Origin of the sequence: Pseudomonas sp. zjy_15 (genome assembly GCF_043101865.1) — a bacterium.
Lineage (GTDB): Bacteria > Pseudomonadota > Gammaproteobacteria > Pseudomonadales > Pseudomonadaceae > Aquipseudomonas > Aquipseudomonas putida_Y.
In genome coordinates, this window is record NZ_JBICII010000019.1 from 43,710 (window position 1) to 65,056 (window position 21,347).

The following is a 21,347-nucleotide window of genomic DNA, read 5'->3' on the forward strand; positions in this document are numbered from 1 at the left end:
TACAATTACAAAATCGATGAGGCACAAACCATGAGCAAAATGAGAGCAATCGATGCAGCCGTTCTGGTCATGCGCCGTGAAGGTGTAGATACCGCGTTCGGCATCCCGGGGGCTGCCATCAACCCGTTGTATTCGGCCCTGAAGAAAGTCGGTGGCATCGATCACGTCCTCGCTCGTCACGTCGAAGGTGCCTCGCACATGGCCGAGGGCTACACCCGCGCCAACCCGGGCAACATCGGTGTGTGCATCGGCACGTCCGGCCCTGCCGGCACCGACATGGTCACCGGCCTGTACAGTGCCTCGGCCGACTCCATCCCGATTCTGTGCATCACCGGCCAGGCGCCACGTGCCCGCCTGCACAAGGAAGACTTCCAGGCTGTCGACATCACCAACATCGTCAAGCCGGTGACCAAGTGGGCGACCACCGTTCTGGAGCCAGGCCAGGTGCCTTACGCCTTCCAGAAGGCCTTCTATGAAATGCGTACCGGCCGCCCAGGCCCGGTGCTGATCGACCTGCCGTTCGACGTGCAGATGGCCGAAATCGAATTCGACATCGACGCCTACGAACCGCTGCCCGTGCACAAGCCGTCCGCCACTCGCGTACAGGCCGAAAAAGCCCTGGCCCTGCTCAATGACGCCGAGCGCCCCCTGCTGGTAGCCGGTGGTGGCATCATCAACGCCGACGCCAGCGACAAGCTGGTTGAATTCGCCGAACTGACCGGCGTACCGGTGATCCCGACCCTGATGGGCTGGGGCACCATCCCGGACGACCACGCACAGATGGTTGGTATGGTCGGCCTGCAGACCTCGCACCGCTATGGCAACGCAACCCTGCTGAAATCCGACCTGGTATTCGGTATCGGTAACCGCTGGGCCAACCGCCACACCGGTTCCGTCGATGTCTACACCGAAGGCCGCAAGTTCGTGCACGTCGACATCGAACCGACCCAGATCGGCCGCGTGTTCACCCCGGACCTGGGCATCGTTTCCGATGCGGGCAAGGCACTGGACGTGTTCCTGGAAGTGGCCCGCGAGTGGAAAGCCGCCGGCAAGCTCAAGTGCCGCAAGGCCTGGCTCGAAGAGTGCCAGGAGCGCAAGTCGAGCCTGCAGCGCAAGACCCACTTCGACAACGTGCCGGTCAAGCCGCAGCGCGTCTACGAAGAAATGAACCAGGTATTCGGCAAGGACACCTGCTACGTCAGCACCATCGGTCTGTCGCAGATTGCCGGCGCCCAGTTCCTGCATGTGTACAAGCCTCGCCACTGGATCAACTGCGGCCAGGCCGGCCCGCTGGGCTGGACCATCCCTGCCGCGCTGGGTGTGGTCAAAGCCGATCCGAAGCGCAAGGTTGTGGCGCTGTCGGGTGACTACGACTTCCAGTTCATGATCGAAGAGCTGGCGGTAGGCGCACAGTTCAACCTGCCGTACGTCCACGTGCTGGTCAACAACGCCTACCTGGGCCTGATCCGTCAGGCGCAGCGTGGCTTCGACATGGATTACTGTGTACAACTGGCGTTCGAGAACATCAACTCGACCGACGCTGCCACCTACGGTGTCGATCACGTCGCTGTGGTCGAAGGCCTGGGTTGCAAGGCCATCCGTGTGTTCGAGCCAGCAGAAATCGCCCCTGCCCTGATCAAGGCACAGAAGATGGCCGAAGAGTTCCGCGTGCCGGTGGTGGTTGAAGTGATTCTCGAGCGTGTGACCAACATTTCCATGGGCACCGAGATCAACGCGGTCAACGAGTTCGAAGACCTGGCCCTGGTCGGCAACGACGCGCCAACCGCCATCTCGCTGCTGGACTGATCGCCTGACGCCCCCAGGCACGCCCTGGGGGCCTTCATCGCAAGGAGACAACTCATGCCTCGCTTCGCTGCCAACCTGTCCATGCTGTTCACCGAACAGGACTTCCTGGCCCGCTTCAAAGCTGCCGCTGACGCTGGCTTCAGCGGCGTCGAATACCTCTTCCCCTATGACTTCAGCGCAGCTGAAATCAAGCAGCAGCTGGAGGCCAACGGCCTGACCCAAGTGCTGTTCAACCTGCCGGCAGGCGACTGGGCCAAAGGTGAGCGCGGCATCACCTGCCACCCCGACCGCATCGAAGAATTCCGCGCAGGTGTCGACAAAGCCATCGAATACGCCAAGGTCCTTGGCAACACCCAGGTCAACGCCCTGGCCGGCATCCGCCCACAAGGCCCGGACTGCGCCACCGTGCGCAAGACCTTTGTCGAGAACCTGCGCTACGCCGCTGACAAGCTCAAGGCCGCCGGGATCCGCCTGGTCATGGAAATGATCAACACCCGCGATATCCCCGGTTTCTACCTGAACACCACCCAACAGGCGCTGGAAATCCAGGCCGAGGTAGGCAGCGACAACCTGTTCCTGCAGTACGACATCTACCACATGCAGATCATGGAAGGTGACCTGGCTCGGACCATGGAAACCAACCTGCAGCTGATCAACCACATCCAGCTGGCCGACAACCCAGGCCGCAATGAACCAGGCACCGGCGAGATCAACTACCGCTTCCTGTTCGAACACCTGGACCGCATCGGCTACCAGGGCTGGGTGGGCGCGGAGTACAAGCCGCTGACCACCACCGAAGCGGGCCTGGGCTGGCTGAAAACCCACAACGCAATCTGAGGAACAACTCGGGACCCTGTGGGAGCGGGCTCGCCCGCGAACACCGGCAAAGCCGGTGCCATCCACCGAGTTGTCTGCTTCGCGGGCGAGCCCGCTCCCACAGGGGGCCAAAGCTTGCTTGAGATATCACAATTACAAAGAGGTAATTTCTCATGGCTAAAATCGGTTTCATCGGCACCGGCATCATGGGCAAGCCCATGGCCCAGAACCTGCAAAAGGCAGGTCACAGCCTGTTCATTTCCACCCACCACGACGCTGCGCCAGCCGACCTGATCGCTGCCGGTGCCGTGGCCCTGGCCAACCCGAAAGAGGTTGCCCAGGAAGCCGAATTCATCATCGTCATGGTCCCCGACACCCCGCAGGTAGAAAGCGTTCTGTTCGGTGAAAACGGCGTGTCCGAAGGCGTCGGCCCGAACAAGGTGGTGATCGACATGAGTTCGATCTCGCCAACCGCGACCAAAGTGTTCGCCGAGAAAATCAAGGCAACCGGCGCTGCCTACCTGGACGCTCCTGTATCCGGTGGCGAAGTCGGTGCCAAGGCTGCGACCCTGAGCATCATGGTCGGTGGCTGCCCGAACGCCTTCGAGCGCACCCTGCCGCTGTTCGAAGCCATGGGCAAGAACATCACCCGCGTCGGTGGCAACGGTGACGGCCAGACCGCCAAGGTCGCCAACCAGATCATTGTCGCCCTGAACATCCAGGCCGTCAGCGAAGCATTGCTGTTCGCCGCCAAGAACGGTGCAGACCCGGCCAAGGTGCGTGAAGCACTGATGGGCGGCTTCGCCTCGTCGAAAATCCTCGAAGTGCACGCCGAGCGCATGATCAAGGGCACCTTCGACCCAGGCTTCCGCATCAGCCTGCACCAGAAGGACCTGAACCTGGCCCTGCAAGGCGCCAAGGAACTGGGCATCAACCTGCCCAACACCTCCAATGCCCAGCAAGTGTTCAACACCTGCCAGGCCCTGGGCGGCGGCAACTGGGACCACTCGGCGCTGATCAAAGGCCTGGAGCACATGGCCAACTTCTCGATCCGCGGCGACAAATAAGTCGTTTTTAGCCTTCACTGGCCTCTTCGCGGGTAAACCCGCTCCTACCAAAGACCGCACAATCGCTCAGAGCTGTGCATTTAGGAGCGGGGCTTGTCCGCGAAGAAGCCAACGCCGTTGAACCTGCGACCACAGGCCCAATGGTGGCATCGAGCAACACCCGCCCCTGGTTCGGCCTGCACGGAGGCAGTTCCAGGGGCGTCTTTGATTCTGCAGAACAACAATAACTGGGAGCCTGCCATGTCGGTCGATCCGCAAAAACTTCTCCGCGAGCTGTTCGACACAGCCATCGCCGCCGCCCACCCCCGTCAAGTCCTCGAACCCTACCTGCCCGCCGATCGCAGCGGCCGGGTTATCGTCATCGGCGCCGGCAAGGCCGCAGCCGCCATGGCCGAAGTGGTCGAGAAAAGCTGGCAGGGCGAAGTCTCCGGCCTGGTCGTCACCCGCTACGGCCATGGTGCAAACTGCCAGAAGATCGAGGTGGTCGAAGCCGCCCACCCGGTCCCGGACGCTGCCGGCCTGGCTGTGGCCAAGCGCGTGCTGGACCTGGTCAGCAACCTCAACGAAAACGACCGCGTCATCTTCCTGCTGTCTGGCGGTGGCTCGGCGCTACTGGCCCTGCCTGCCGAGGGCCTGACCCTGGCCGACAAGCAGCAGATCAACAAGGCGCTGCTGAAATCCGGCGCCACCATCGGCGAGATGAACTGCGTGCGCAAGCACCTCTCGGCGATCAAGGGCGGGCGCCTGGCCAAGGCCTGCTGGCCGGCCACGGTCTACACCTATGCCATTTCCGATGTACCGGGCGACCTCGCCACGGTAATCGCCTCTGGCCCCACCGTGGCCGACCCGAGCACCTCGGCCGACGCCCTGACCATCCTCAAACGCTACAACATCGAAGCGCCCAAAGCGGTCATCGACTGGCTGAACAACCCGGCCTCGGAAACCGTCAAGGCCGATGACCCGGCCCTGGCCCGCAGCCACTTCCAGTTGATCGCCAAACCCCAGCAGTCGCTCGAGGCCGCCGCCGTCAAAGCCCGTCAGGCCGGTTTCAGCCCGCTGATCCTCGGCGACCTTGAAGGCGAATCGCGCGAAGTGGCCAAGGTGCATGCCGGTATCGCCCGGCAAATCGTTCAGCACGGCCAACCGCTCAAGGCGCCCTGCGTGATCCTGTCGGGTGGCGAAACCACCGTGACCGTACGCGGCAATGGCCGTGGCGGGCGCAACGCCGAGTTCCTGCTCAGCCTCACCGAAAGCCTGAAAGGCCTGCCGGGTGTTTACGCCCTGGCCGGTGACACCGACGGCATCGATGGCTCGGAAGATAACGCCGGTGCCTTCATGACCCCCGCCAGCTACGACCGCGCCGAAGCGTTGGGCCTGTCGGCCAGCGACGAATTGGACAACAACAACGGCTACGGCTACTTCGCCGCGCTGGATGCGCTGATCGTCACCGAACCGACTCGCACCAACGTCAACGACTTCCGCGCCATCCTGATCCTCGAGACTGCCCAATCATGACGCCTGATAAAAAAGTAAAGATCCTCGCCACCCTTGGCCCTGCGATCAACGGCATCGACGATATCCGCCAGCTGGTCGAAGCCGGGGTGAACATCTTCCGCCTCAACTTCAGCCATGGCGAGCATGCCGACCACGCCCTGCGCTACCAGTGGATCCGCGAAGTCGAGCAGCAACTGAACTACCCGCTGGGTATCCTCATGGACCTGCAAGGGCCGAAGCTGCGCGTTGGCCGCTTTGCCGAAGGCAAGGTGCAGCTGCAACGCGGCCAGGCCCTGCGCCTGGACCTGGACAAAACCCCGGGCGACAGCCGCCGGGTCAACCTGCCGCACCCCGAAATCATCGCCGCCCTTGAGCCCGGCATGGACCTGCTGCTGGACGACGGCAAGCTGCGTCTGCGCGTTACCGCCAAGCACAGCGACGCCATCGACACCGAGGTACTGAACGGTGGCGAGCTTTCCGACCGCAAGGGCGTCAACGTACCGCAAGCGGTGCTCGACCTCTCCCCGCTCACCGAAAAAGACCGCCGCGACCTGGCCTTTGGCCTGGAGCTGGGTGTGGACTGGGTCGCCCTGTCGTTCGTGCAGCGCCCTGAAGACATCGTCGAAGCGCGCCAGCTGATTGGCGACCGCGCCTACCTGATGGCCAAGATCGAGAAGCCATCGGCGGTGGAGCAACTGCAAGCCATCGCCGAACTGGCAGACGCGATCATGGTGGCCCGTGGTGACTTGGGCGTGGAAGTACCGGCCGAAAGCGTGCCGCAGATCCAGAAGCGCATCATCGGTACCTGCCGCCAGCTGGGCAAGCCGGTGGTGGTGGCCACGCAGATGCTCGAGTCGATGCGTTTCTCGCCAGCACCAACCCGTGCCGAAGTCACCGACGTGGCCAACGCGGTGGCCGAAGGTGCCGACGCTGTGATGCTGTCGGCCGAGACGGCCTCGGGCGACTACCCGCTGGAAGCTGTGCAGATGATGAGCAAGATCATCCGCCAGGTGGAGAACGGCCCGGACTACCAGGCCCAGCTCGACGTCGGCCGGCCAAAGGCCGAAGCGACCGTATCGGATGCCATCAGCTGCGCCATCCGCCGCATCAGCGGCATTCTGCCGGTGGCGGTGCTGGTCAACTACAGCGAGTCGGGTGCCTCGACCCTGCGCGCGGCACGTGAGCGGCCACGGGCACCGATCCTCAACCTGACGCCGAACCTGAACACCGCGCGCCGCCTGAGCGTGGCCTGGGGCGTGCATTCGGTGGTCAACGACCGTCTGCGTCAGGTCGACGAGGTGGTTTCCACCGCCCTGGAGATTGCCCAGGCGCAAGGCATGGCCAGCCGTGGCGACACGTTGCTGATCACCGCTGGCGTGCCTTTCGGCAAGCCGGGTACGACCAACACGCTGCGGATCGAGACTTTGATCTGAGATTGCCGGGGGCGCGTTGCGCCCCTTTCGCGACACAAGGCCGCTCCCACAGGGCCGCGCTGGCACAAGGGAATGCGATCCCTGTGGGAGCGGCCTTGTGTCGCGATTGGAGGGCAAAGCCCTCCCCGAATATCGCTCTACCCAACCGCGGAAAACCGAGGCCCAAAGAGGCCCACCGCTCCCCATCAACCTCACTGACTGCCCCATGTACACCAAAAATTTCGTCAACCCGTGCCCCGACTGGGCCACGGCGTTACTCAACGGCTTCAGCCAGGTGCTGCTGCTGCGCAACCCCCTGTGCGGCCTGTGCTGCCTGCTGGCCATCCTGCTGACGGCGCCCAACCTGGTCGGCGGCGCGCTGCTTGGTGCCTTGGCCGGCCTGCTCACCGCCCAGGCACGCGGCTATGACCGTGCCGACCGCCAAGCGGGGCTGTACTGCTACAACGGCGTGCTGATCGGCATCCTGATCAGCGCGGTGCTGCCCTGGTCGGCGATCCTGCCGCCACTGATCATCGCCGCCGGCGGCCTGTCCAGCATCATCACCCACCAGTGGCGCAAGCGTGGCGGCAAGTTGCTGATTGCCTACACCTCCCCTTTCGTATTGCTGGGCTGGGCCACACTGCTGGTCGCCAGCCCCTCGCCCAGCGGCTTCGTCGAAGCCGACCCGCTGTATGCGTTGGCCCGCGGCGTGGGCCAGATCTTCCTGCTCGACCAGCCCTTGGCCGGGTTGCTGATCATCGTCGGCATGTTCATCGCCAACCCCTATGCGGCGTTGTGGGCGGTGATCGGTTCGGCCATTGGTGGCGGCGTGGCCCTGCTCGCCGATCATGCACAGGCCGCATGGTTAGGCCTTTGCGGCTTCAACGCCGCGCTGGCAGCCTTGGCGTTTAGCCGCCAGGGCGAAAAACCATGGGTGACGTTGCTGGCAGTAGCCCTGGCCCTGCTGCTGCAACCGCTGTTCAAGCTGTTGCCGCTGCCTGCCCTGACCGCCCCCTTCGTTGCCGCCTGTTGGCTGATGCACTTGGGCAGCTACCTGGCACAACCCAGGCAGCGCAACGCCAGCCGCTTGCACAGCTGAAACGCAACCCCTAGGCTCAGCCCATCGCTTTTGTGGAACGAGCCAATGAACAACCCAGCGAGTCTGCGCGAGCGGCTCTTCGTCATCGTCTTCCAGACCGACACCGTAGCCGGTCGCCGCTTCGACAAGATCCTGCTACTGATCATCCTGGCCAGCCTGGTCACGGTGATCCTCGACAGCATCGACGAAGTACACCAAGGCTACGCCGGCCTGCTGGCCGGCATCGAGTGGGGCTTTACCGCGATCTTCCTGGCCGAATACATCACCCGCCTGTACTGCTCGCCGAAGCCGTTGCGCTATGCCTTCAGTTTCTATGGCCTGGTCGATTTACTGGCGGTCGTGCCGGGGATCCTCGCGCTGTACTACAGCGACGCCCAGTACCTGTTGATCATTCGTGTGATACGGATGCTGCGGATCTTCCGTGTACTCAAGCTCAGCCCGTACCTCAAGCAGGCCCATTACCTGATGGAGGCACTGCGCGGCAGCAAACAGAAGATCATCGTGTTCCTGGTGACGGTATCGACGCTGGTGACCGTGTTCGGCACGCTGATGTACGTGATCGAAGGGCCTGAGCATGGTTTTACCAGCATCCCCAAAGGCATCTACTGGGCCATCGTTACCCTGACCACCGTGGGCTTTGGCGACATCGTGCCGAAGACTCCGCTGGGGCAGGTGCTGTCGTCGCTGGTGATGATCACCGGTTATTCGATCATTGCCGTGCCGACCGGTATCTTCACGGCAGAGCTGGCAAATGCCATGCGCGGGGAGCAGTTGCAGCATGATTGCCCGACCTGCTGCAAGAAGACCCACGAGCATGGGGCAGCGTTCTGTTCTCGCTGTGGGAATGGGTTGTTTCCCAAAGCGTGATAGCGCCTGTGCCGGCCTCTTCGCGGGTAAACCCGCTCCTACAACAGGCGCGGACCGTGCGCGGTCCCCCGTAGGAGCGGGTTTACCCGCGAAGAGGCCGGCACAGGCAGAAGCATAACCAAAGCATTTTTTGTTCTTTAACCCGTATAAACCCACCCGCTATAGTCGCTGGCAATCTGCCCCAACACCCTTCAAGAACAAGGAAGCATCGTGAAAAAGCTCTTCACCGCCTCGCTGCTCGCCGCAGGCCTGGCCCTGGGTAACCTCGCCCAGGCCGCCCCCACCCTGCTCAACGTTTCCTACGACGTGATGCGCGACTTCTACAAGGACTACAACCCGGCCTTCCAGAAGCACTGGGAAGCCGAACACAACGAGAAGGTCAACGTGCAGATGTCCTTCGGCGGCTCGAGCAAGCAAGCCCGTGCGGTGATCGATGGCCTGCCGGCCGATGTCATCACCATGAACATGGCCACCGACATCAACGCCCTGGCAGACAAGGGCAAGCTGGTGCCCGACAACTGGGTAACCCGCCTGCCGAACAACAGCGCGCCGTTCACCTCGGCCACTGTGTTCATCGTGCGCAAGGGCAACCCGAAAGCCCTCAAAGACTGGCCCGACCTGCTCAAGGACGGTGTCCAGGTGATCGTGCCCAACCCGAAAACCTCGGGTAATGGCCGCTATACCTACCTGTCGGCCTGGGGCTACGTACTCAAGCAAGGCGGCGATGAAAGCAAAGCCCGCGACTTCGTCGGCAAGCTGTTCAAGCAGGCACCCGTGCTGGACACCGGTGGCCGTGCCGCCACCACCACGTTCATGACCAACCAGATCGGTGACGTACTGGTCACCTTCGAGAACGAAGCCGAGATGATCGCCCGCGAGTTTGGCCGCGACCAGTTCGAAGTGGTCTACCCAAGCGTATCGGCCGAAGCCGAGCCACCGGTGACGGTGGTCGACAAGGTAGTGGCCCGGAAAGGCACCCAGGCCGTGGCCGAGGAATACCTGAAGTACCTGTGGTCACCAGCAGCCCAGGAGATCGCCGCCAACAACTACCTGCGCCCGCGTGATGCAACGGTACTGGCCAAGTACACCGACCGCTTCCCGAAAGTGGACTTCCTGTCGGTGGAGAAAACCTTCGGTGACTGGCGTACCGTGCAGAAGACCCACTTCAATGATGGTGGGGTGTTTGACCAGATCTATACCGGTCAGTAACGCACGAGCAACATCAAACCCGGCGGAACACCAAGGCCTTCAGCCCCCCCGCCGGGTCAACGTCCGGAAATTCCGGCGGGTTTTCCAGGCGCTCGACATAAGCCAGCGAAGGCGCCTGCTCTGCCATGCCTTCGATCAGAAACTCAGGCCCGATCCCCGGGTCGTTGACACACGCCAGCACCGTCCCGCCTTCGCTCAACAACTCAGGCAAACGCCGCAGGATCTTTGCGTAATCCTGGGTCAGCACAAAGCTGCCACGCTGGAAGGTTGGCGGGTCGATGATGATCAGGTCATAAGGCCCGTACTTGCGCACCTTGCCCCACGACTTGAACAGTTCATGCCCCAGGTATGCCACCCGTGATGCATCGTGGCCATTGAGGCGATGGTTGTCCCGGCCCCGCGACAGGGCCGACTTGGCCATGTCCAGGTTCACCACCTGCTCGGCGCCACCGGCAATCGCTGCCACGGAAAAGCCGCAGGTATAAGCAAAAAGGTTCAACACGCGCTTGCCCGCGGCCTGCTCGCGCACCCAGCGGCGGCCATAGCGCATGTCGAGGAACAGGCCATTGTTTTGCCGCACGCCCAAGTCCAGCAGGTAGGTCAGGCCGTCCTCGATCACTTCGCGTTGCTGGCACGGCTCGCCCAGCAGCCACTGGCCCGGGCTGTCGGGCAGGTAGCGGTGCTGGATGATGACTGCCTGCCCAGTCCACTGCGGGCGCTCGGCCAAGCTGCGCAGCATGGCTTCCAGTTCGGCGAGCTGGCCTTCGGCCGGCTCACGGAACAAGGCGACCGACAGCACGCCCTGCAGCCAGTCGACGGTGACCTGCTCCAGGCCCGGCCAGCAGCGGCCGCGACCGTGGAACAGGCGGCGGGTTTCCTGTGGGGCAGGGTCGAGGGCGGCGAGCAGGTGCTGCTCGAGGGTATCGATTGGCGAGGTCATGGCGGATCGCAGGCTGGCAAAAAGCGGCATTCTACCTTGCGGGCCTCTTCGCGGGTAAACCCGCGCCTACAGGATGCCGCGCCGAGCGGAACCACCACCCCTGCTGCATGCCCGCCGCCGCCAGCAGGATCAACCCCACACCCAGCCACTGCAGCGGCGCCAGGCGGTGCCCGAACGCCACCCAGTCCACCAGAATTGCCGCAATCGGGTAAATGAACGACAGCGCACCGGTCAACGCCGTGGGCAAACGCTGGATGGCGCTGTACAACAGCACATACATCAGGCCGGTGTGCACCATGCCCAGTGTCAACAAGCTGGCCAACGCCGGCATTTCAACCGGCAACCCGCCAAGCGTGACCCATGGCGCCAGCAGCAACACACCCGTGGTTACCTGAATCAACGCAATCAGGTGCGGGGGCGTGCCACTCAGGCGCTTGATGATCAAGGCCGCGATTGCATACAGAAACGCCGCCCCCAGCGCCAGGGCAATCCCCAGCAGATAGTCCTCGCCATTACTTTGCCCAGCGCCATGGGCACTGACGATGGCCAGCATGCCGAGGAACGCCACACTCAGCCAGGTCACCTTGGCCAAGGTGATCTTTTCGCCCAGAAACAGCGCCGCCAGCCCCACCAGAATGAATGGCTGCACGTTGTAAACCGCCGTGCCGATGGCAATCGACGCCCGCGCGTACGAGGCAAACAACAGCAGCCAGTTGCCGACAATGGCCGCCCCACTGGCAATCGCCAGCAAAAATGCCGTGCGGCTGATCACACCTGGGCGCAGAAAGCCAAACGCGGCGCAAATCGCCAGCAAGGTCACGGCACCGAACACGCAGCGCCAGAACACCACATCCAGCACCGGCTGGCCGGACACCAGCACGAACCAGCCAATGGTCCCGGAAATCAGCATGGCGGCGACCATTTCCAGCGAGCCACGGCGCAATGAACTGTCCATCTCAAATCTCCCGTTGATGATGGCCACAGTATGCAAAGGCAACAGCCTGGCCATCCAGCGGATAACCAAGGCATATTCGTGGATCTGCCTTTACTATCAAGGCAAATAACACGAATTACCTGATGAGGTGGGTATGACCGATGCCATCGACCAACTATTGATCAATGCCCTGATGGAGGACTCGCGCCGCTCGCTCAAGGCTCTGGCGCAGGTCAGCGGGCTGTCCGCACCCAGCGTCAGCGAGCGCCTGCGCCGGCTGGAAGAGCGTGGCGTGCTGCGCGGCTATACCGTGGAGGTCGACCCACGCGCCTTTGGCTACCAGTTGCAGGCGATCGTGCGCATCCGTCCGCTACCGGGGAAGCTGCAAGAAGTGGAGCGCCAGATCATTGCCATCCCTGAGTTCACCGAATGCGACAAGGTCATTGGCGAAGACTGCTTCGTCGCCCGACTGCATGTGCGCTCGATGGAGCAGTTGGACACGCTGCTCGACCTCATGAATGTGCTGGCTGAGACCAATACCGCGATCATCAAGAAGACCCCGGTCAAGCGGCGGTTGCCGCCAATGGATTGATTGGCTTCTGTGCTGGCCTCTTCGCAGGCGTGCCCGCGAAGAGGCCAGCACTGGAAAAGTTGACTATTTTTTGTACACAAAAACGTAACCATAGGTGCCATTTTTGTGTGCACTTTCTTCAGCAGCGCCCCAATTCGTTACACACTTCCCACCCGTTATTTTGACCAAATGATCAACTAATCAATCTTTAAAAAAATATAACTTGTTCACTTGGTCAACTTATATTCTCTGTATTTCATTAACTTACCTTTTAACAAGATAAGTTCGAAATGATCGCCTGCTGAAACCTGCTCTTCCCTTGGCATGGAACTCGCTTTTGAGTGTTCGTGTTTTGTATACAACTTAAACAAAACATAGATACACAAGAATCCGCGACGCCGACCCAATATCGGCCGCCGCGCCCACAACCCTGTGATGCCAACGCTGCACCGACGAGATGGCGAGCCCGTGCGCATGCCCGCTCATCGCAGTCCATGTGCATCAGGAGCCCGCCGGAATGAGTAGCAGCCTCGACCTTGCCCCTGAACAATCCGTCGCCAGCACACACCCCGCGTCCACGCTTGCCGGCCACCAGCCGGACCTTGTTCTCAGCCCGCGCCTGCATAACCGCGACCTGGCGCCAACGCGTATGGAAGGCCGTCGCTGGGGCGGCTACAGCATCTTCGCGCTGTGGACAAACGATGTGCACAATATCGCCAACTATTCGTTCGCCATGGGCTTGTTCGCCCTCGGCCTGGGTGGCTGGCAAATTCTGTTGTCGCTGGCCATCGGCGCGGCACTGGTGTACTTCTTCATGAACCTGTCGGGTTACATGGGGCAGAAAACCGGGGTGCCGTTTCCGGTCATCAGCCGCATTGCCTTCGGCATCCACGGCGCGCAGATACCGGCGCTGATCCGAGCCATCATCGCCATCGCCTGGTTCGGCATCCAGACCTACCTGGCATCGGTGGTGCTGCGGGTGCTGCTCACCGCCGTGTGGCCGCAACTGGCAGCCTACGACCACGACAGCATCCTCGGCCTGTCGAGCCTGGGCTGGGTGTGTTTCGTGTCGATCTGGCTGGTGCAGCTGGTGATCCTGGCCTACGGCATGGAGATGGTGCGCCGTTACGAGGCCTTTGCCGGGCCTGTGATCCTGCTGACCGTCGCCGCACTGGCGGTGTTCATGTACGTCAAGGCCGACGCGCGCATTGCCTGGTCGGTGGCTACCCCGCTGACCGGCTATGAGATGTGGCGCAACATCTTTGCCGGCGGCGCACTGTGGCTGGCGATCTACGGCACCCTGGTGCTGAACTTCTGTGACTTCGCCCGCTCCTCGCCTTGCCGCAAGACCATCCGCGTCGGCAACTTCTGGGGCCTGCCGGTGAACATCCTGGTATTCGCCGTGATCACCGTGGTGCTGTGCGGCGCGCAGTTCCAGATCAACGGCCAGATCATCGACAGCCCGACGCAGATCGTCGCCGCCATACCCAGCACGCCATTCCTGGTGCTCGGCTGCCTGGCCTTCCTGATCGTCACCGTGGCGGTGAACATCATGGCCAACTTCGTCGCCCCGGCCTTCGTACTCAGCAACCTGGCGCCGCGCCACCTGAACTTCCGCCGTGCCGGGCTGATCAGCGCCACCCTGGCGGTGCTGATCCTGCCCTGGAACCTGTACAACAGCCCGCTGGTGATCGTGTACTTCCTGTCGGGCCTGGGCGCCCTGCTCGGCCCGCTGTACGGCGTGATCATGTCCGACTACTGGTTGCTGCGCAAAGGCTGCATCAACGTGCCAGAGCTGTATACCGAGCACCCGGCCGGTGCCTATCACTACAGCAAGGGCATCAACCTGCGCGCCGTGGCCGCCTTCGTGCCGGCCGCACTGCTGGCCATCGTGCTGGCCCTGGTGCCCAACTTCCACGGTATCGCGCCGTTCTCCTGGCTGATCGGTGCCGGCATCGCCGCCGCCCTGTACCTGCTGATCGCGCCACGTAACCGCCATTACCACGACGTCAGCGGCGAGTGCATCGCCGTCGACCACAGCGGCCATTGATCAAGGAGGACTGCCCATGCGTATTCTGATCGCCAACGTCAACACCACCGAAGCCATTACCCAAGCCATTGCCGAGCAGGCCCGTGCGGTGGCCGCACCCGGTACCGAAATCGTCGGCCTCACACCCTGGTTCGGCGCCGAGTCGGTGGAGGGCAACTTCGAGAGCTACCTGGCGGCCATCGCGGTGATGGACAGGGTCCTGGCCTTTGAAGGGCCTTACGATGCCGTGATCCAGGCCGGTTATGGCGAACACGGCCGCGAAGGCCTGCAGGAACTGCTTAACGTGCCTGTGGTGGACATTACTGACGCCGCCGCCAGCACAGCAATGTACCTGGGCCACGCCTATTCCGTAGTAACCACGCTTGACCGCACCGTGCCATTGATCGAGGACCGCCTGAAGCTCTCGGGCCTGTATGACCGCTGCGCCTCGGTGCGAGCCAGCGGGCTGGCGGTGCTGGAACTGGAAGCCGACCCGCTGCGGGCCGTGGAGGCGATTGTCGAGCAGGCCGAACGCGCCGTGCGTGACGACAATGCCGAGGTGATCTGCCTGGGTTGTGGCGGCATGGCCGGGCTGGACGAGCAGATTCGCCAACGTACCGGCGTGCCGGTGGTGGATGGTGTGAGTGCAGCGGTGACCATTGCCGAATCGCTGGTGCGCATGGGTTTGAGTACGTCCAAAGTGCGCACCTATGCGACGCCACGGGCGAAGAAAGTGGTGGGATGGCCGATGCGCTTCGGCCGCTAGATATCCTTCGCCTGTACCGGCCTCTTCGCGGCTAAAGCCGCTCCTACAGGACCAGCGCAAGCCTGAATACCGTGGGGTCCTCGTAGGAGCGGCTTTAGCCGCGAAGAGGCCGGTCCGGTTAACGCATCATCCGGGCCAAGCGCTGCGCACTGCCACAGGCCAAGGTGAATCCCAATGCGCCATGCCCCAGGTTCAGCCACAGGTTGCGGTACACCGTCCCACCGATGATCGGCACCCCGGTCGGTGTCGCCGGCCGCATCCCCGCCCACTCCACCGCCTGGCCATAATCCGCCGCCCTCGGCAGCGTCTCCAGCGCCAGCCGCCGCATGCTCTGCAAACGGCGCATGTCCACCGACTCATCGAACCCGACAATGTCCACCATCGCCGCTACCCGCAGCTGCTGCCCCAGGCGGGCGTAGACGATCTTGCGCTCATAGTCGGTAAGGCTCACCTCCGGGGGCAGGTGCGCGGCGCTGATCGGTGCCGTCAGGCTATAGCCCTTCAGCGGGTAGACTGGTATCTGCACCCCCGGTAATGCCAAGCCTGGGCCGCGATGCCCGGCACACAGCACCAACTGCTCCACGTCCAGCTGCTGATCGCCCAGTTGCAGTGCCACGACCTGGCCCTGGCGCTGAAGCAATTGCGTCACCGGCCGGCCAAGCAGGAAATGGCACTGGCCCGACGCGCGCAACAGCGCCTCCAGCCGCAAGCAAAACACGTGACAATCGCCAACCTCTTCGCCCGCCGTGAACACGCCACCCACAAACGGTGCGCCATCCAGGGCAGGCTCCAGCCCGCGCAGCTCGGTAGCCGCCAGCACCTGCTGACTGGACGGGTCCGCCAACTGTTCCCGGCCTTGGGCAAAGGCCCGTTCACTGCGAAATGCCACCAGCTTGCCATTGCGCCGCCAGGCAAAATCCCCCAGGTTCTGGTCCTCGCGCCATTGCGCCAGAACGGCCTGACTGTAAAGCGCCAGCTCAAGCAATTGCCCGGCATTACGGCGATTGACGCTTCGCCGGCAAGCCAGGGTGAATGCCAGCAGCCAGCGCCACTGGGCCGGGTCCATGCGCAAGCGCAATCGCAATGGCGACTCGCCCTGCAACAGCCAGCCCAGCGCCTGCCACGGCACCCCGGCATCAGCCAGCGGCGCCACATAGCGATAGGACAATTGCCCGCCATTGGCAAAGCTGGTGGCCGACGCCAGGCTGTCGCGGGCCTCGATCAGGTCAACCGACCACCCTTCCCGAACCAGCGCGTAAGCCGTCGCCAGGCCCACCACTCCACCACCGATCACCGTTACCCGCTGCTTCATCGCTCATCCCTGTTCCAGCTTCCTTGCCAAACAGTACCAGCGGATCAGGTCGGGCAGCTATGCGCACCGTCATTCAGGCCCTGGCGCACATTACGGCTCAGCAGGCTGGCTTTGCCGTTTTGCCAGGTCAGGGTCAGTACATAGAGCGTGTCGAAGTCTTCGCCGCTCCAATCCTCGGTGATCACCCGCTCCTCCCCCAGGGCCTTGCCGGCCACGGTGTTGATCAGTTCCGGCAGGTAGCCGTGGGACCAGGCAGTGTAGATGGTCGCATTGCGGTACTTGTCGCTCAGCAACTCATCGGCCAGTTCAGCAGTGTCGTTGGCGCCGTAGTCGATATTCACCGGCAAGCCGAGGCGGATGGCACTGGGGGTGATGGTCATCAATGGGCGGATGTAGCTGTAGCTTTCGTCCCGGCTGCCTTCCTCGACATGCCGCGTGGGGTTGGCGGCAAACACGTAGTCGGCCTTGCCGAAGCGCTCGGGCAGTACAGTGGCCAGGTCCAGTGCACGGTTGAGGCCCTGGCAGTTCAACTGCCCGAGCCCCTCGCCCGGCTTCTCGCCATGACGCAGAAACACCAGGGTCTGGGTGCCATCCACCGGTCGTGCCCGGCTTTCGACAGCCTCCAGCGCCAACGGTACGGCGATGGCTGTGAGCAACAGACTCAGCAGCAAGTGACGGCGACGGCGGAAGAGTGTTGGCAACTTCATCAAGGCAGGCTCGTGTGGCAGAGAAAATCGGGTTTACCCGCCACATCGCCCGGCCAGTTGCAGGGCGCCCATGTAGTGAATGCCATCCCTGGCAACGCGTGAGGGTCAGAGTGCCCCGAACCCGTTTGGTTCCTCCCTGGAGGTGGATGCCGTTCCCTAGGCAAGGCCTAGATTAGGGGCTGGGTGTTGCGCAATTGTGTAAGGTGCAAGAATTTCGGGTTGCAACGTGCCCACTCAATCATCCCGCGTGAGCACTTCCAGCAGTTCGATCTCGAAGGTCAGGTCCGAATTCGGTGGGATCGCCCCTACGCTGCGTTCGCCATAGCCCAGGTGCGCCGGTACCAGCAGCTTGCGCTTGCCGCCAACGCGCATACCCATCAGGCCTTGGTCCCAGCCTTTGATTACCCTGCCGGTACCGATTACGCACTGAAACGGCTTACCGCGCGACCAGGACGAGTCGAACTCGCTGCCATCGGCCAGCCAGCCGGTGTACTGGGTGGTGATCAGGGCACCTTTGACGGCGGCTTTGCCGTCGCCCTCGACCAGGTCGATGATCTGCAGTTCTTGGCTCACGGGTACACTCCAAACGCTGAAAAACAAAACCGCCCTTTTCTCAGGAATGCACCGGTTTGGCAAGTTCACGCAGAATTGTATGGAGGCATTCGCCGACGGAACGCCCCCGTACAACATGACGTTGAATCAGCTGTTCTGCTCGAACACCTCTTGGCCGGACAGCTCCTTGGTCTGATTGGCGAAGCAGTACCACGCGGGTTTCTGTTCGACGAAGATCTGCAGGTCGAAATCCCAGGCTTGGTCGCCATCGAGCAGGCCGACCGGCACGGCGTGGAAGTCGTTGGCCTTGAGCCGGTAGTACAGGTGCGTACCACAGCGGCCACAGAAAGCACGCTGGGCCCAGTCGGACGAATCATAGACGCTCGGCGCACGCCCTTCGATCAGCGGAGGCTTGCTGCAGTGCACCACCAGCAGCGGGCCACCGGTCCACTTGCGGCACATGCTGCAATGACAAGCGCTGATATGGGTATTGTCGACGCTGACCGTCAGCCGCGTGTCGCCGCACAGGCAGGTGCCGTGTTTTTCCAGGTCCATGGGTGGCTCCTTGAACGGAAAGATGGGCCTGCAATTATAGAAGCCCCCCAGGGCATCACACGCCATACTAGATGTACACATTGCCCCGCAGGTACAACGCCGCCCGCCCACTGATGATCACGCGGCCATTGCCCGGCACTTCGCACTGCAACTGCCCTTTGCGTGCCCCGCCCTGCTCGCAGCTCAGCACGTTCTTGCCCAGCCTCTGGGCCCATAACGGCGCCAGCGAGGTGTGTGCCGAACCGGTTACCGGGTCTTCATTCACACCAACCCGCGGGCCGAACCAGCGGGTGACGAAGTCAAAGCCACGCCCTGCCGCGGTCACGGCAATGCCACGGACGTCGAAGGCCGACAGTGCAACAAAATCTGGGTTCAACGTATCGAGCAGCAAGGCGTCATCGATCAGCACCACATAATCGTCACTGTGGTAAACCACCTGAGCCTGGCTCAAGCCCAGCGCCTGCAACAAGCCCGCCGGTATGTCCACCGCTACGGGTTGCTTGGCCGGGAAGTCCATGGCCAGCAGGCCATCAGTGCCACGGCTGACGCGCAACTCGCCACTGCGGGTATTGAAGCGCAGCACTTGCGCCTGCTCACCCAGTTGCTCGAACAGCACGTAAGCCGAGGCCAAGGTAGCATGGCCGCACAGGTCGACCTCCACGGCGGGGGTAAACCAACGCAAGTCAAACGTTTCGCCGTTGCGCACGAAGTAGGCTGTTTCTGACAGGTTGTTTTCTTCGGCAATGCGCTGCAGCACATCGTCCGGCAGCCAGCTGTCCAGCGGGATCACTGCGGCCGGGTTGCCACCGAACGGTTCAGTGGAAAAGGCATCGACCTGGAATATTTCGAGTTGCATGCACACACTCCTTGTTGCCCGGGCGCTGCCAGGCAGATATCTGGAAAAGGGTTACGGGCGTACCGGGGTCAAAACTGGCTCACCGGCAAAGAACGCCTGCAGGTTGCGTAGCACCAAGGCCACCGTGTCGCGCGCGGCTTCTGGCGATTGGCCAGCCACGTGGGGTGTGAGCACGGTGTTGGGCAAGGCCTTGAGTGCATCGGGCACTGCCGGCTCGTCATCGAATACATCCAGCGCGGCGCCAGCCAGCTGGCCACGCTGCAATGCAGCAATCAGGGCCTGCGTGTCGACCACGCTGGCACGGGCGATGTTCACCAGATAACCGTCAGCCCCCAGGGCCTGAAGGACGTGGGCATCGACCAGATGCCGGGTGTTGGCGCCACCGGGGGTGGCCACCACCAGGATGTCGGCGGCTTCAGCCAAGTGTCGTGGGCTGTCGTACCAGGTATAGGGCACCCCCTGGCGTGCTGTGCGGCTGTGGTAGCTGACGTGCATGTCGAAGCCCAAGTGGGCCCGCTTGGCGATCGCCAGCCCTACTGCGCCGAGGCCGAGAATGCCCAGGCGCTTGCCACTCACCGAGGGGCTGATCACCCGGTTCCATTCACCGCGCCGCGTGCTGGCATCGGCACGGGGGATGTCGCGCAGCAGCGCCAGCAGCAGGGCCAGGGTGTGGTCGGCGACGGCCGCGGCATTGGCCCCGGCGCCATTGGTGACGGTTATGCCGCGGGCAGCGGCGGCGGCCAGGTCGACCTGCTCGTAGCCGGCGCCGATCACGCAGATGATCTGCAATCTGGGTAATGCGTCAATTTCGGCGGCGGATAGCCCCAGCGGCCCACGGGTGAGGACCGCATCGATTTCTTCGGCGTGGCGATGAATGGCATCGGCGCGCAGTTTCGGCGAAGGGGCACGGATCAGGTGGTAACCGGCCTGCTCCAGCATGGGCAGGTAATCGTCGACGGTTTCCACCAGTACCAGGACTGTCTTGCGCATGCCACCTCCGGGTGAATTCGAGGCGTCATTATGCGGAGTCACCGACCGGTACAGTCAATGGAAATAACAAGGCAAAACTGTACTGTGCTGTTTCTGCGTTGCTGCGTTGCTGCGTTGCTGCGTTGCTGTTGCTGTTGCTGTTGCTGTTGCTGTTGCTGTTGATCTTGATCTTGATGTTGATGTTGATGTTGATGTTGATGTTGATGTTGATGTTGATGTTGATCTTGATCTTGATCTTCGCGACTTCAGGAGGCCGAACGCAGGCCTTGCGGAGGCAGGTGACGGGCATGGATGCCCGTCAAGCGCTGAGGCCCCAGGATGGGGCCTTCGGCGCGGTCCTGCCGGGAGCAAGGCCGGAGTGAGGGGACCCCGGAGCGCAGCGCAGGGGCCGGATGATAGGAGCAGCGTTTTTTGGTTACTTTTTGTCGCGTTTGACAAAAAGTGACTCGCCGTAAGGGCGAAAAGGTGAGTCAGCGTCGCCATCGCAAACGGACGGTTCGCTGAGTCAAAACAGACGAATTTGCTTCTTGCTTCTTGCTTCTTGCTTCTTGCTTCTTGCTTCTTGCTTCTTGCTTCTTGGATGTGGGCACTCACATCGAGTAGGTATTCATTCACGCAGGTGGCGCATAGTCACCTTTCCGCCCTTACGGCGGGTCACTTTTTGTCAAACGCGACAAAAAGTAACCAAAAAACGCTGGCTCCTATCATCCGGCCCCTGCGCTACGCTCCGGGGTTCCCTCGCTACGGTCTTGCTCCCGGGAGGACCGCGCTGCAGGCCCCATCCTGGGGCCCAGCGCTTGACGGGCATCCATGCCCGTCACCTCCCTTCGCAAGCCCTGCGCTCGGCCTCCTGAAGTCGCAATCTGCGTCGCCTGAACTATCGCGCGCTTACAAGCAAAAGCAGAAGCAGAAGCAGAAGTAAATACAGAAACAGCGTTACTGTGCGAACGCCCGCCCCAACCCACCTGGTACACCGCTGCTGTCAGTTTCCTGCCACGGCCCATTCGGGCTCAACGACCAGCTCCAGCCGTTATCAAACCGATAGTAGGTACGCTGCCGGTAGAAGGTATTGGGCTGCTTCTCCAACACATATACACCCAGCCTGGGATCCCAGTGGCTTGCCCCGCCAGGCGGTGGCGCAAAGCTGGCCGAGGTACGCGGCATGGGCTTGGGTATCGCCGCCGGCTTGCTCGGCTGAGTGGCAGGCTGCCCGCCCGGCAAGGGCTTGACCACCGGCCCCGATGGCGGCACACGCTCGATCGGTGGCGCGGGCTGCTCGTACGGCTCGTGCACCGTACACGCAGACAAACCCAGGGCCAGGGTAATCAGGGTCAGGCGGACGGTGCTGTGCATGGCAGTGCTCTC

21 protein-coding genes are annotated in these 21,347 nt (G+C 62.5%); 11 read left to right on the forward strand and 10 right to left on the reverse strand.

The annotated features are described in order from the left end of the window. Nucleotides 1–30 precede the first annotated feature (30 nt). From gcl to ACF8EF_RS02490, 8 genes are all read left to right on the forward strand, one after another. Nucleotides 31–1,806 carry a glyoxylate carboligase gene (gcl, locus tag ACF8EF_RS02455; RefSeq protein WP_010955038.1) on the forward strand — a complete coding sequence of 592 codons (1,776 nt, stop codon included), beginning with the start codon at nt 31–33 and terminating at the stop codon, nt 1,804–1,806. Nucleotides 1,807–1,860: 54 nt separating this feature from the next. Beyond that, nucleotides 1,861–2,643 carry a hydroxypyruvate isomerase gene (gene hyi / locus ACF8EF_RS02460; protein WP_176685145.1) on the forward strand — a complete coding sequence of 261 codons (783 nt, stop codon included), beginning with the start codon at nt 1,861–1,863 and terminating at the stop codon, nt 2,641–2,643. 152 nt (nt 2,644–2,795) lie between these two features. After that, nucleotides 2,796–3,689 (forward strand): 2-hydroxy-3-oxopropionate reductase, encoded by an 894-nt coding sequence (locus tag ACF8EF_RS02465; protein ID WP_392460634.1) that lies wholly within the window; start codon nt 2,796–2,798, stop codon nt 3,687–3,689. A gap of 240 nt (nt 3,690–3,929) precedes the next feature. Continuing rightward, nucleotides 3,930–5,204 (forward strand): glycerate kinase, encoded by a 1,275-nt coding sequence (locus ACF8EF_RS02470; protein ID WP_392460635.1) that lies wholly within the window; start codon nt 3,930–3,932, stop codon nt 5,202–5,204. Continuing rightward, on the forward strand, nt 5,201–6,616 hold the full coding sequence (gene pyk / locus ACF8EF_RS02475) for a pyruvate kinase (RefSeq protein WP_003254349.1): 1,416 nt from the start codon (nt 5,201–5,203) through the stop codon (nt 6,614–6,616). Before ACF8EF_RS02470 ends, pyk begins: the two co-directional genes overlap by 4 nt. A 205-nt stretch (nt 6,617–6,821) precedes the next feature. After that, nucleotides 6,822–7,694 carry an urea transporter gene (locus ACF8EF_RS02480; protein WP_103462234.1) on the forward strand — a complete coding sequence of 291 codons (873 nt, stop codon included), beginning with the start codon at nt 6,822–6,824 and terminating at the stop codon, nt 7,692–7,694. Between the two features lie 45 nt (nt 7,695–7,739). Further along, the gene (locus ACF8EF_RS02485; RefSeq protein ID WP_176685142.1) at nt 7,740–8,561 is read left to right on the forward strand and encodes an ion transporter; all 822 of its coding nucleotides are present in this window, start codon (nt 7,740–7,742) and stop codon (nt 8,559–8,561) included. Nucleotides 8,562–8,771: 210 nt separating this feature from the next. Then, complete coding sequence (locus ACF8EF_RS02490) at nt 8,772–9,770, forward strand: sulfate ABC transporter substrate-binding protein (protein WP_103444723.1); 999 nt, start codon at nt 8,772–8,774, stop codon at nt 9,768–9,770. 13 nt (nt 9,771–9,783) lie between these two features. Here ACF8EF_RS02490 and ACF8EF_RS02495 read toward each other — a convergent pair whose 3' ends face one another. Then, entirely contained in the window at nt 9,784–10,710 is a 927-nt protein-coding gene (locus ACF8EF_RS02495) for a class I SAM-dependent methyltransferase (protein WP_392461832.1), read from the reverse strand. A 31-nt stretch (nt 10,711–10,741) separates the two neighbouring features. Continuing rightward, entirely contained in the window at nt 10,742–11,665 is a 924-nt protein-coding gene (locus ACF8EF_RS02500; RefSeq protein ID WP_176685139.1) for a DMT family transporter, read from the reverse strand. 133 nt (nt 11,666–11,798) lie between these two features. Between ACF8EF_RS02500 and ACF8EF_RS02505 the strand changes: the two genes are divergently transcribed. The 3 genes from ACF8EF_RS02505 to ACF8EF_RS02515 all read left to right on the forward strand — a co-directional run bounded on the left by ACF8EF_RS02505 (nt 11,799) and on the right by ACF8EF_RS02515 (nt 15,010). Then, nucleotides 11,799–12,236: an Lrp/AsnC family transcriptional regulator gene (locus tag ACF8EF_RS02505; protein ID WP_003254357.1), complete on the forward strand. Its 438-nt coding sequence runs from the start codon at nt 11,799–11,801 to the stop codon at nt 12,234–12,236. 496 nt (nt 12,237–12,732) lie between these two features. After that, on the forward strand, nt 12,733–14,265 hold the full coding sequence (locus ACF8EF_RS02510; RefSeq protein WP_392461834.1) for an NCS1 family nucleobase:cation symporter-1: 1,533 nt from the start codon (nt 12,733–12,735) through the stop codon (nt 14,263–14,265). Nucleotides 14,266–14,281: 16 nt separating this feature from the next. Next, complete coding sequence (locus ACF8EF_RS02515; RefSeq protein WP_392461836.1) at nt 14,282–15,010, forward strand: aspartate/glutamate racemase family protein; 729 nt, start codon at nt 14,282–14,284, stop codon at nt 15,008–15,010. A 118-nt stretch (nt 15,011–15,128) separates the two neighbouring features. Here ACF8EF_RS02515 and ACF8EF_RS02520 read toward each other — a convergent pair whose 3' ends face one another. The 8 genes from ACF8EF_RS02520 to ACF8EF_RS02555 all read right to left on the reverse strand — a co-directional run bounded on the left by ACF8EF_RS02520 (nt 15,129) and on the right by ACF8EF_RS02555 (nt 21,335). Beyond that, nucleotides 15,129–16,322: a D-amino acid dehydrogenase gene (locus ACF8EF_RS02520; protein WP_392461838.1), complete on the reverse strand. Its 1,194-nt coding sequence runs from the start codon at nt 16,320–16,322 to the stop codon at nt 15,129–15,131. A 44-nt stretch (nt 16,323–16,366) separates the two neighbouring features. Next, a complete protein-coding gene (locus ACF8EF_RS02525; protein ID WP_176685136.1) occupies nt 16,367–17,029 on the reverse strand; it encodes a histidine phosphatase family protein in 663 nt (220 codons plus the stop codon). Nucleotides 17,030–17,263: 234 nt separating this feature from the next. Continuing rightward, the gene (locus tag ACF8EF_RS02530; protein WP_003254365.1) at nt 17,264–17,602 is read right to left on the reverse strand and encodes an FKBP-type peptidyl-prolyl cis-trans isomerase; all 339 of its coding nucleotides are present in this window, start codon (nt 17,600–17,602) and stop codon (nt 17,264–17,266) included. A 126-nt stretch (nt 17,603–17,728) separates the two neighbouring features. Next, complete coding sequence (locus ACF8EF_RS02535; RefSeq protein WP_176685135.1) at nt 17,729–18,136, reverse strand: GFA family protein; 408 nt, start codon at nt 18,134–18,136, stop codon at nt 17,729–17,731. Between the two features lie 67 nt (nt 18,137–18,203). Continuing rightward, nucleotides 18,204–18,992, reverse strand: coding sequence for a PhzF family phenazine biosynthesis protein (locus ACF8EF_RS02540; RefSeq protein ID WP_392461840.1), 789 nt, complete (start codon nt 18,990–18,992; stop codon nt 18,204–18,206). A 51-nt stretch (nt 18,993–19,043) separates the two neighbouring features. After that, nucleotides 19,044–19,982 carry a 2-hydroxyacid dehydrogenase gene (locus ACF8EF_RS02545; RefSeq protein ID WP_392461841.1) on the reverse strand — a complete coding sequence of 313 codons (939 nt, stop codon included), beginning with the start codon at nt 19,980–19,982 and terminating at the stop codon, nt 19,044–19,046. A 28-nt stretch (nt 19,983–20,010) separates the two neighbouring features. Beyond that, nucleotides 20,011–20,271, reverse strand: a complete 261-nt coding sequence (locus ACF8EF_RS02550) for a hypothetical protein (protein WP_392461843.1) — start codon at nt 20,269–20,271, stop codon at nt 20,011–20,013. Nucleotides 20,272–20,918: 647 nt separating this feature from the next. Then, nucleotides 20,919–21,335: a hypothetical protein gene (locus tag ACF8EF_RS02555; protein ID WP_176685429.1), complete on the reverse strand. Its 417-nt coding sequence runs from the start codon at nt 21,333–21,335 to the stop codon at nt 20,919–20,921. Between the last annotated feature and the right edge of the window lie 12 nt (nt 21,336–21,347).

Bases quoted from the DNA above. Each gene is read 5' to 3' on its own strand.
- gcl (WP_010955038.1), top strand. From the start codon at position 31: ATGAGCAAAATGAGAGCAATCGATGCAGCCGTTCTGGTCATGCGCCGT.
- hyi (WP_176685145.1), top strand. From the start codon at position 1,861: ATGCCTCGCTTCGCTGCCAACCTGTCCATGCTGTTCACCGAACAGGAC.
- ACF8EF_RS02465 (WP_392460634.1), top strand. From the start codon at position 2,796: ATGGCTAAAATCGGTTTCATCGGCACCGGCATCATGGGCAAGCCCATG.
- ACF8EF_RS02470 (WP_392460635.1), top strand. From the start codon at position 3,930: ATGTCGGTCGATCCGCAAAAACTTCTCCGCGAGCTGTTCGACACAGCC.
- pyk (WP_003254349.1), top strand. From the start codon at position 5,201: ATGACGCCTGATAAAAAAGTAAAGATCCTCGCCACCCTTGGCCCTGCG.
- ACF8EF_RS02480 (WP_103462234.1), top strand. From the start codon at position 6,822: ATGTACACCAAAAATTTCGTCAACCCGTGCCCCGACTGGGCCACGGCG.
- ACF8EF_RS02485 (WP_176685142.1), top strand. From the start codon at position 7,740: ATGAACAACCCAGCGAGTCTGCGCGAGCGGCTCTTCGTCATCGTCTTC.
- ACF8EF_RS02495 (WP_392461832.1), bottom strand. From the start codon at position 10,710: ATGACCTCGCCAATCGATACCCTCGAGCAGCACCTGCTCGCCGCCCTC.
- ACF8EF_RS02500 (WP_176685139.1), bottom strand. From the start codon at position 11,665: ATGGACAGTTCATTGCGCCGTGGCTCGCTGGAAATGGTCGCCGCCATG.
- ACF8EF_RS02505 (WP_003254357.1), top strand. From the start codon at position 11,799: ATGACCGATGCCATCGACCAACTATTGATCAATGCCCTGATGGAGGAC.
- ACF8EF_RS02510 (WP_392461834.1), top strand. From the start codon at position 12,733: ATGAGTAGCAGCCTCGACCTTGCCCCTGAACAATCCGTCGCCAGCACA.
- ACF8EF_RS02515 (WP_392461836.1), top strand. From the start codon at position 14,282: ATGCGTATTCTGATCGCCAACGTCAACACCACCGAAGCCATTACCCAA.
- ACF8EF_RS02520 (WP_392461838.1), bottom strand. From the start codon at position 16,322: ATGAAGCAGCGGGTAACGGTGATCGGTGGTGGAGTGGTGGGCCTGGCG.
- ACF8EF_RS02525 (WP_176685136.1), bottom strand. From the start codon at position 17,029: ATGAAGTTGCCAACACTCTTCCGCCGTCGCCGTCACTTGCTGCTGAGT.
- ACF8EF_RS02535 (WP_176685135.1), bottom strand. From the start codon at position 18,136: ATGGACCTGGAAAAACACGGCACCTGCCTGTGCGGCGACACGCGGCTG.
- ACF8EF_RS02540 (WP_392461840.1), bottom strand. From the start codon at position 18,992: ATGCAACTCGAAATATTCCAGGTCGATGCCTTTTCCACTGAACCGTTC.
- ACF8EF_RS02545 (WP_392461841.1), bottom strand. From the start codon at position 19,982: ATGCGCAAGACAGTCCTGGTACTGGTGGAAACCGTCGACGATTACCTG.
- ACF8EF_RS02550 (WP_392461843.1), bottom strand. From the start codon at position 20,271: ATGCCCGTCACCTGCCTCCGCAAGGCCTGCGTTCGGCCTCCTGAAGTC.
- ACF8EF_RS02555 (WP_176685429.1), bottom strand. From the start codon at position 21,335: ATGCACAGCACCGTCCGCCTGACCCTGATTACCCTGGCCCTGGGTTTG.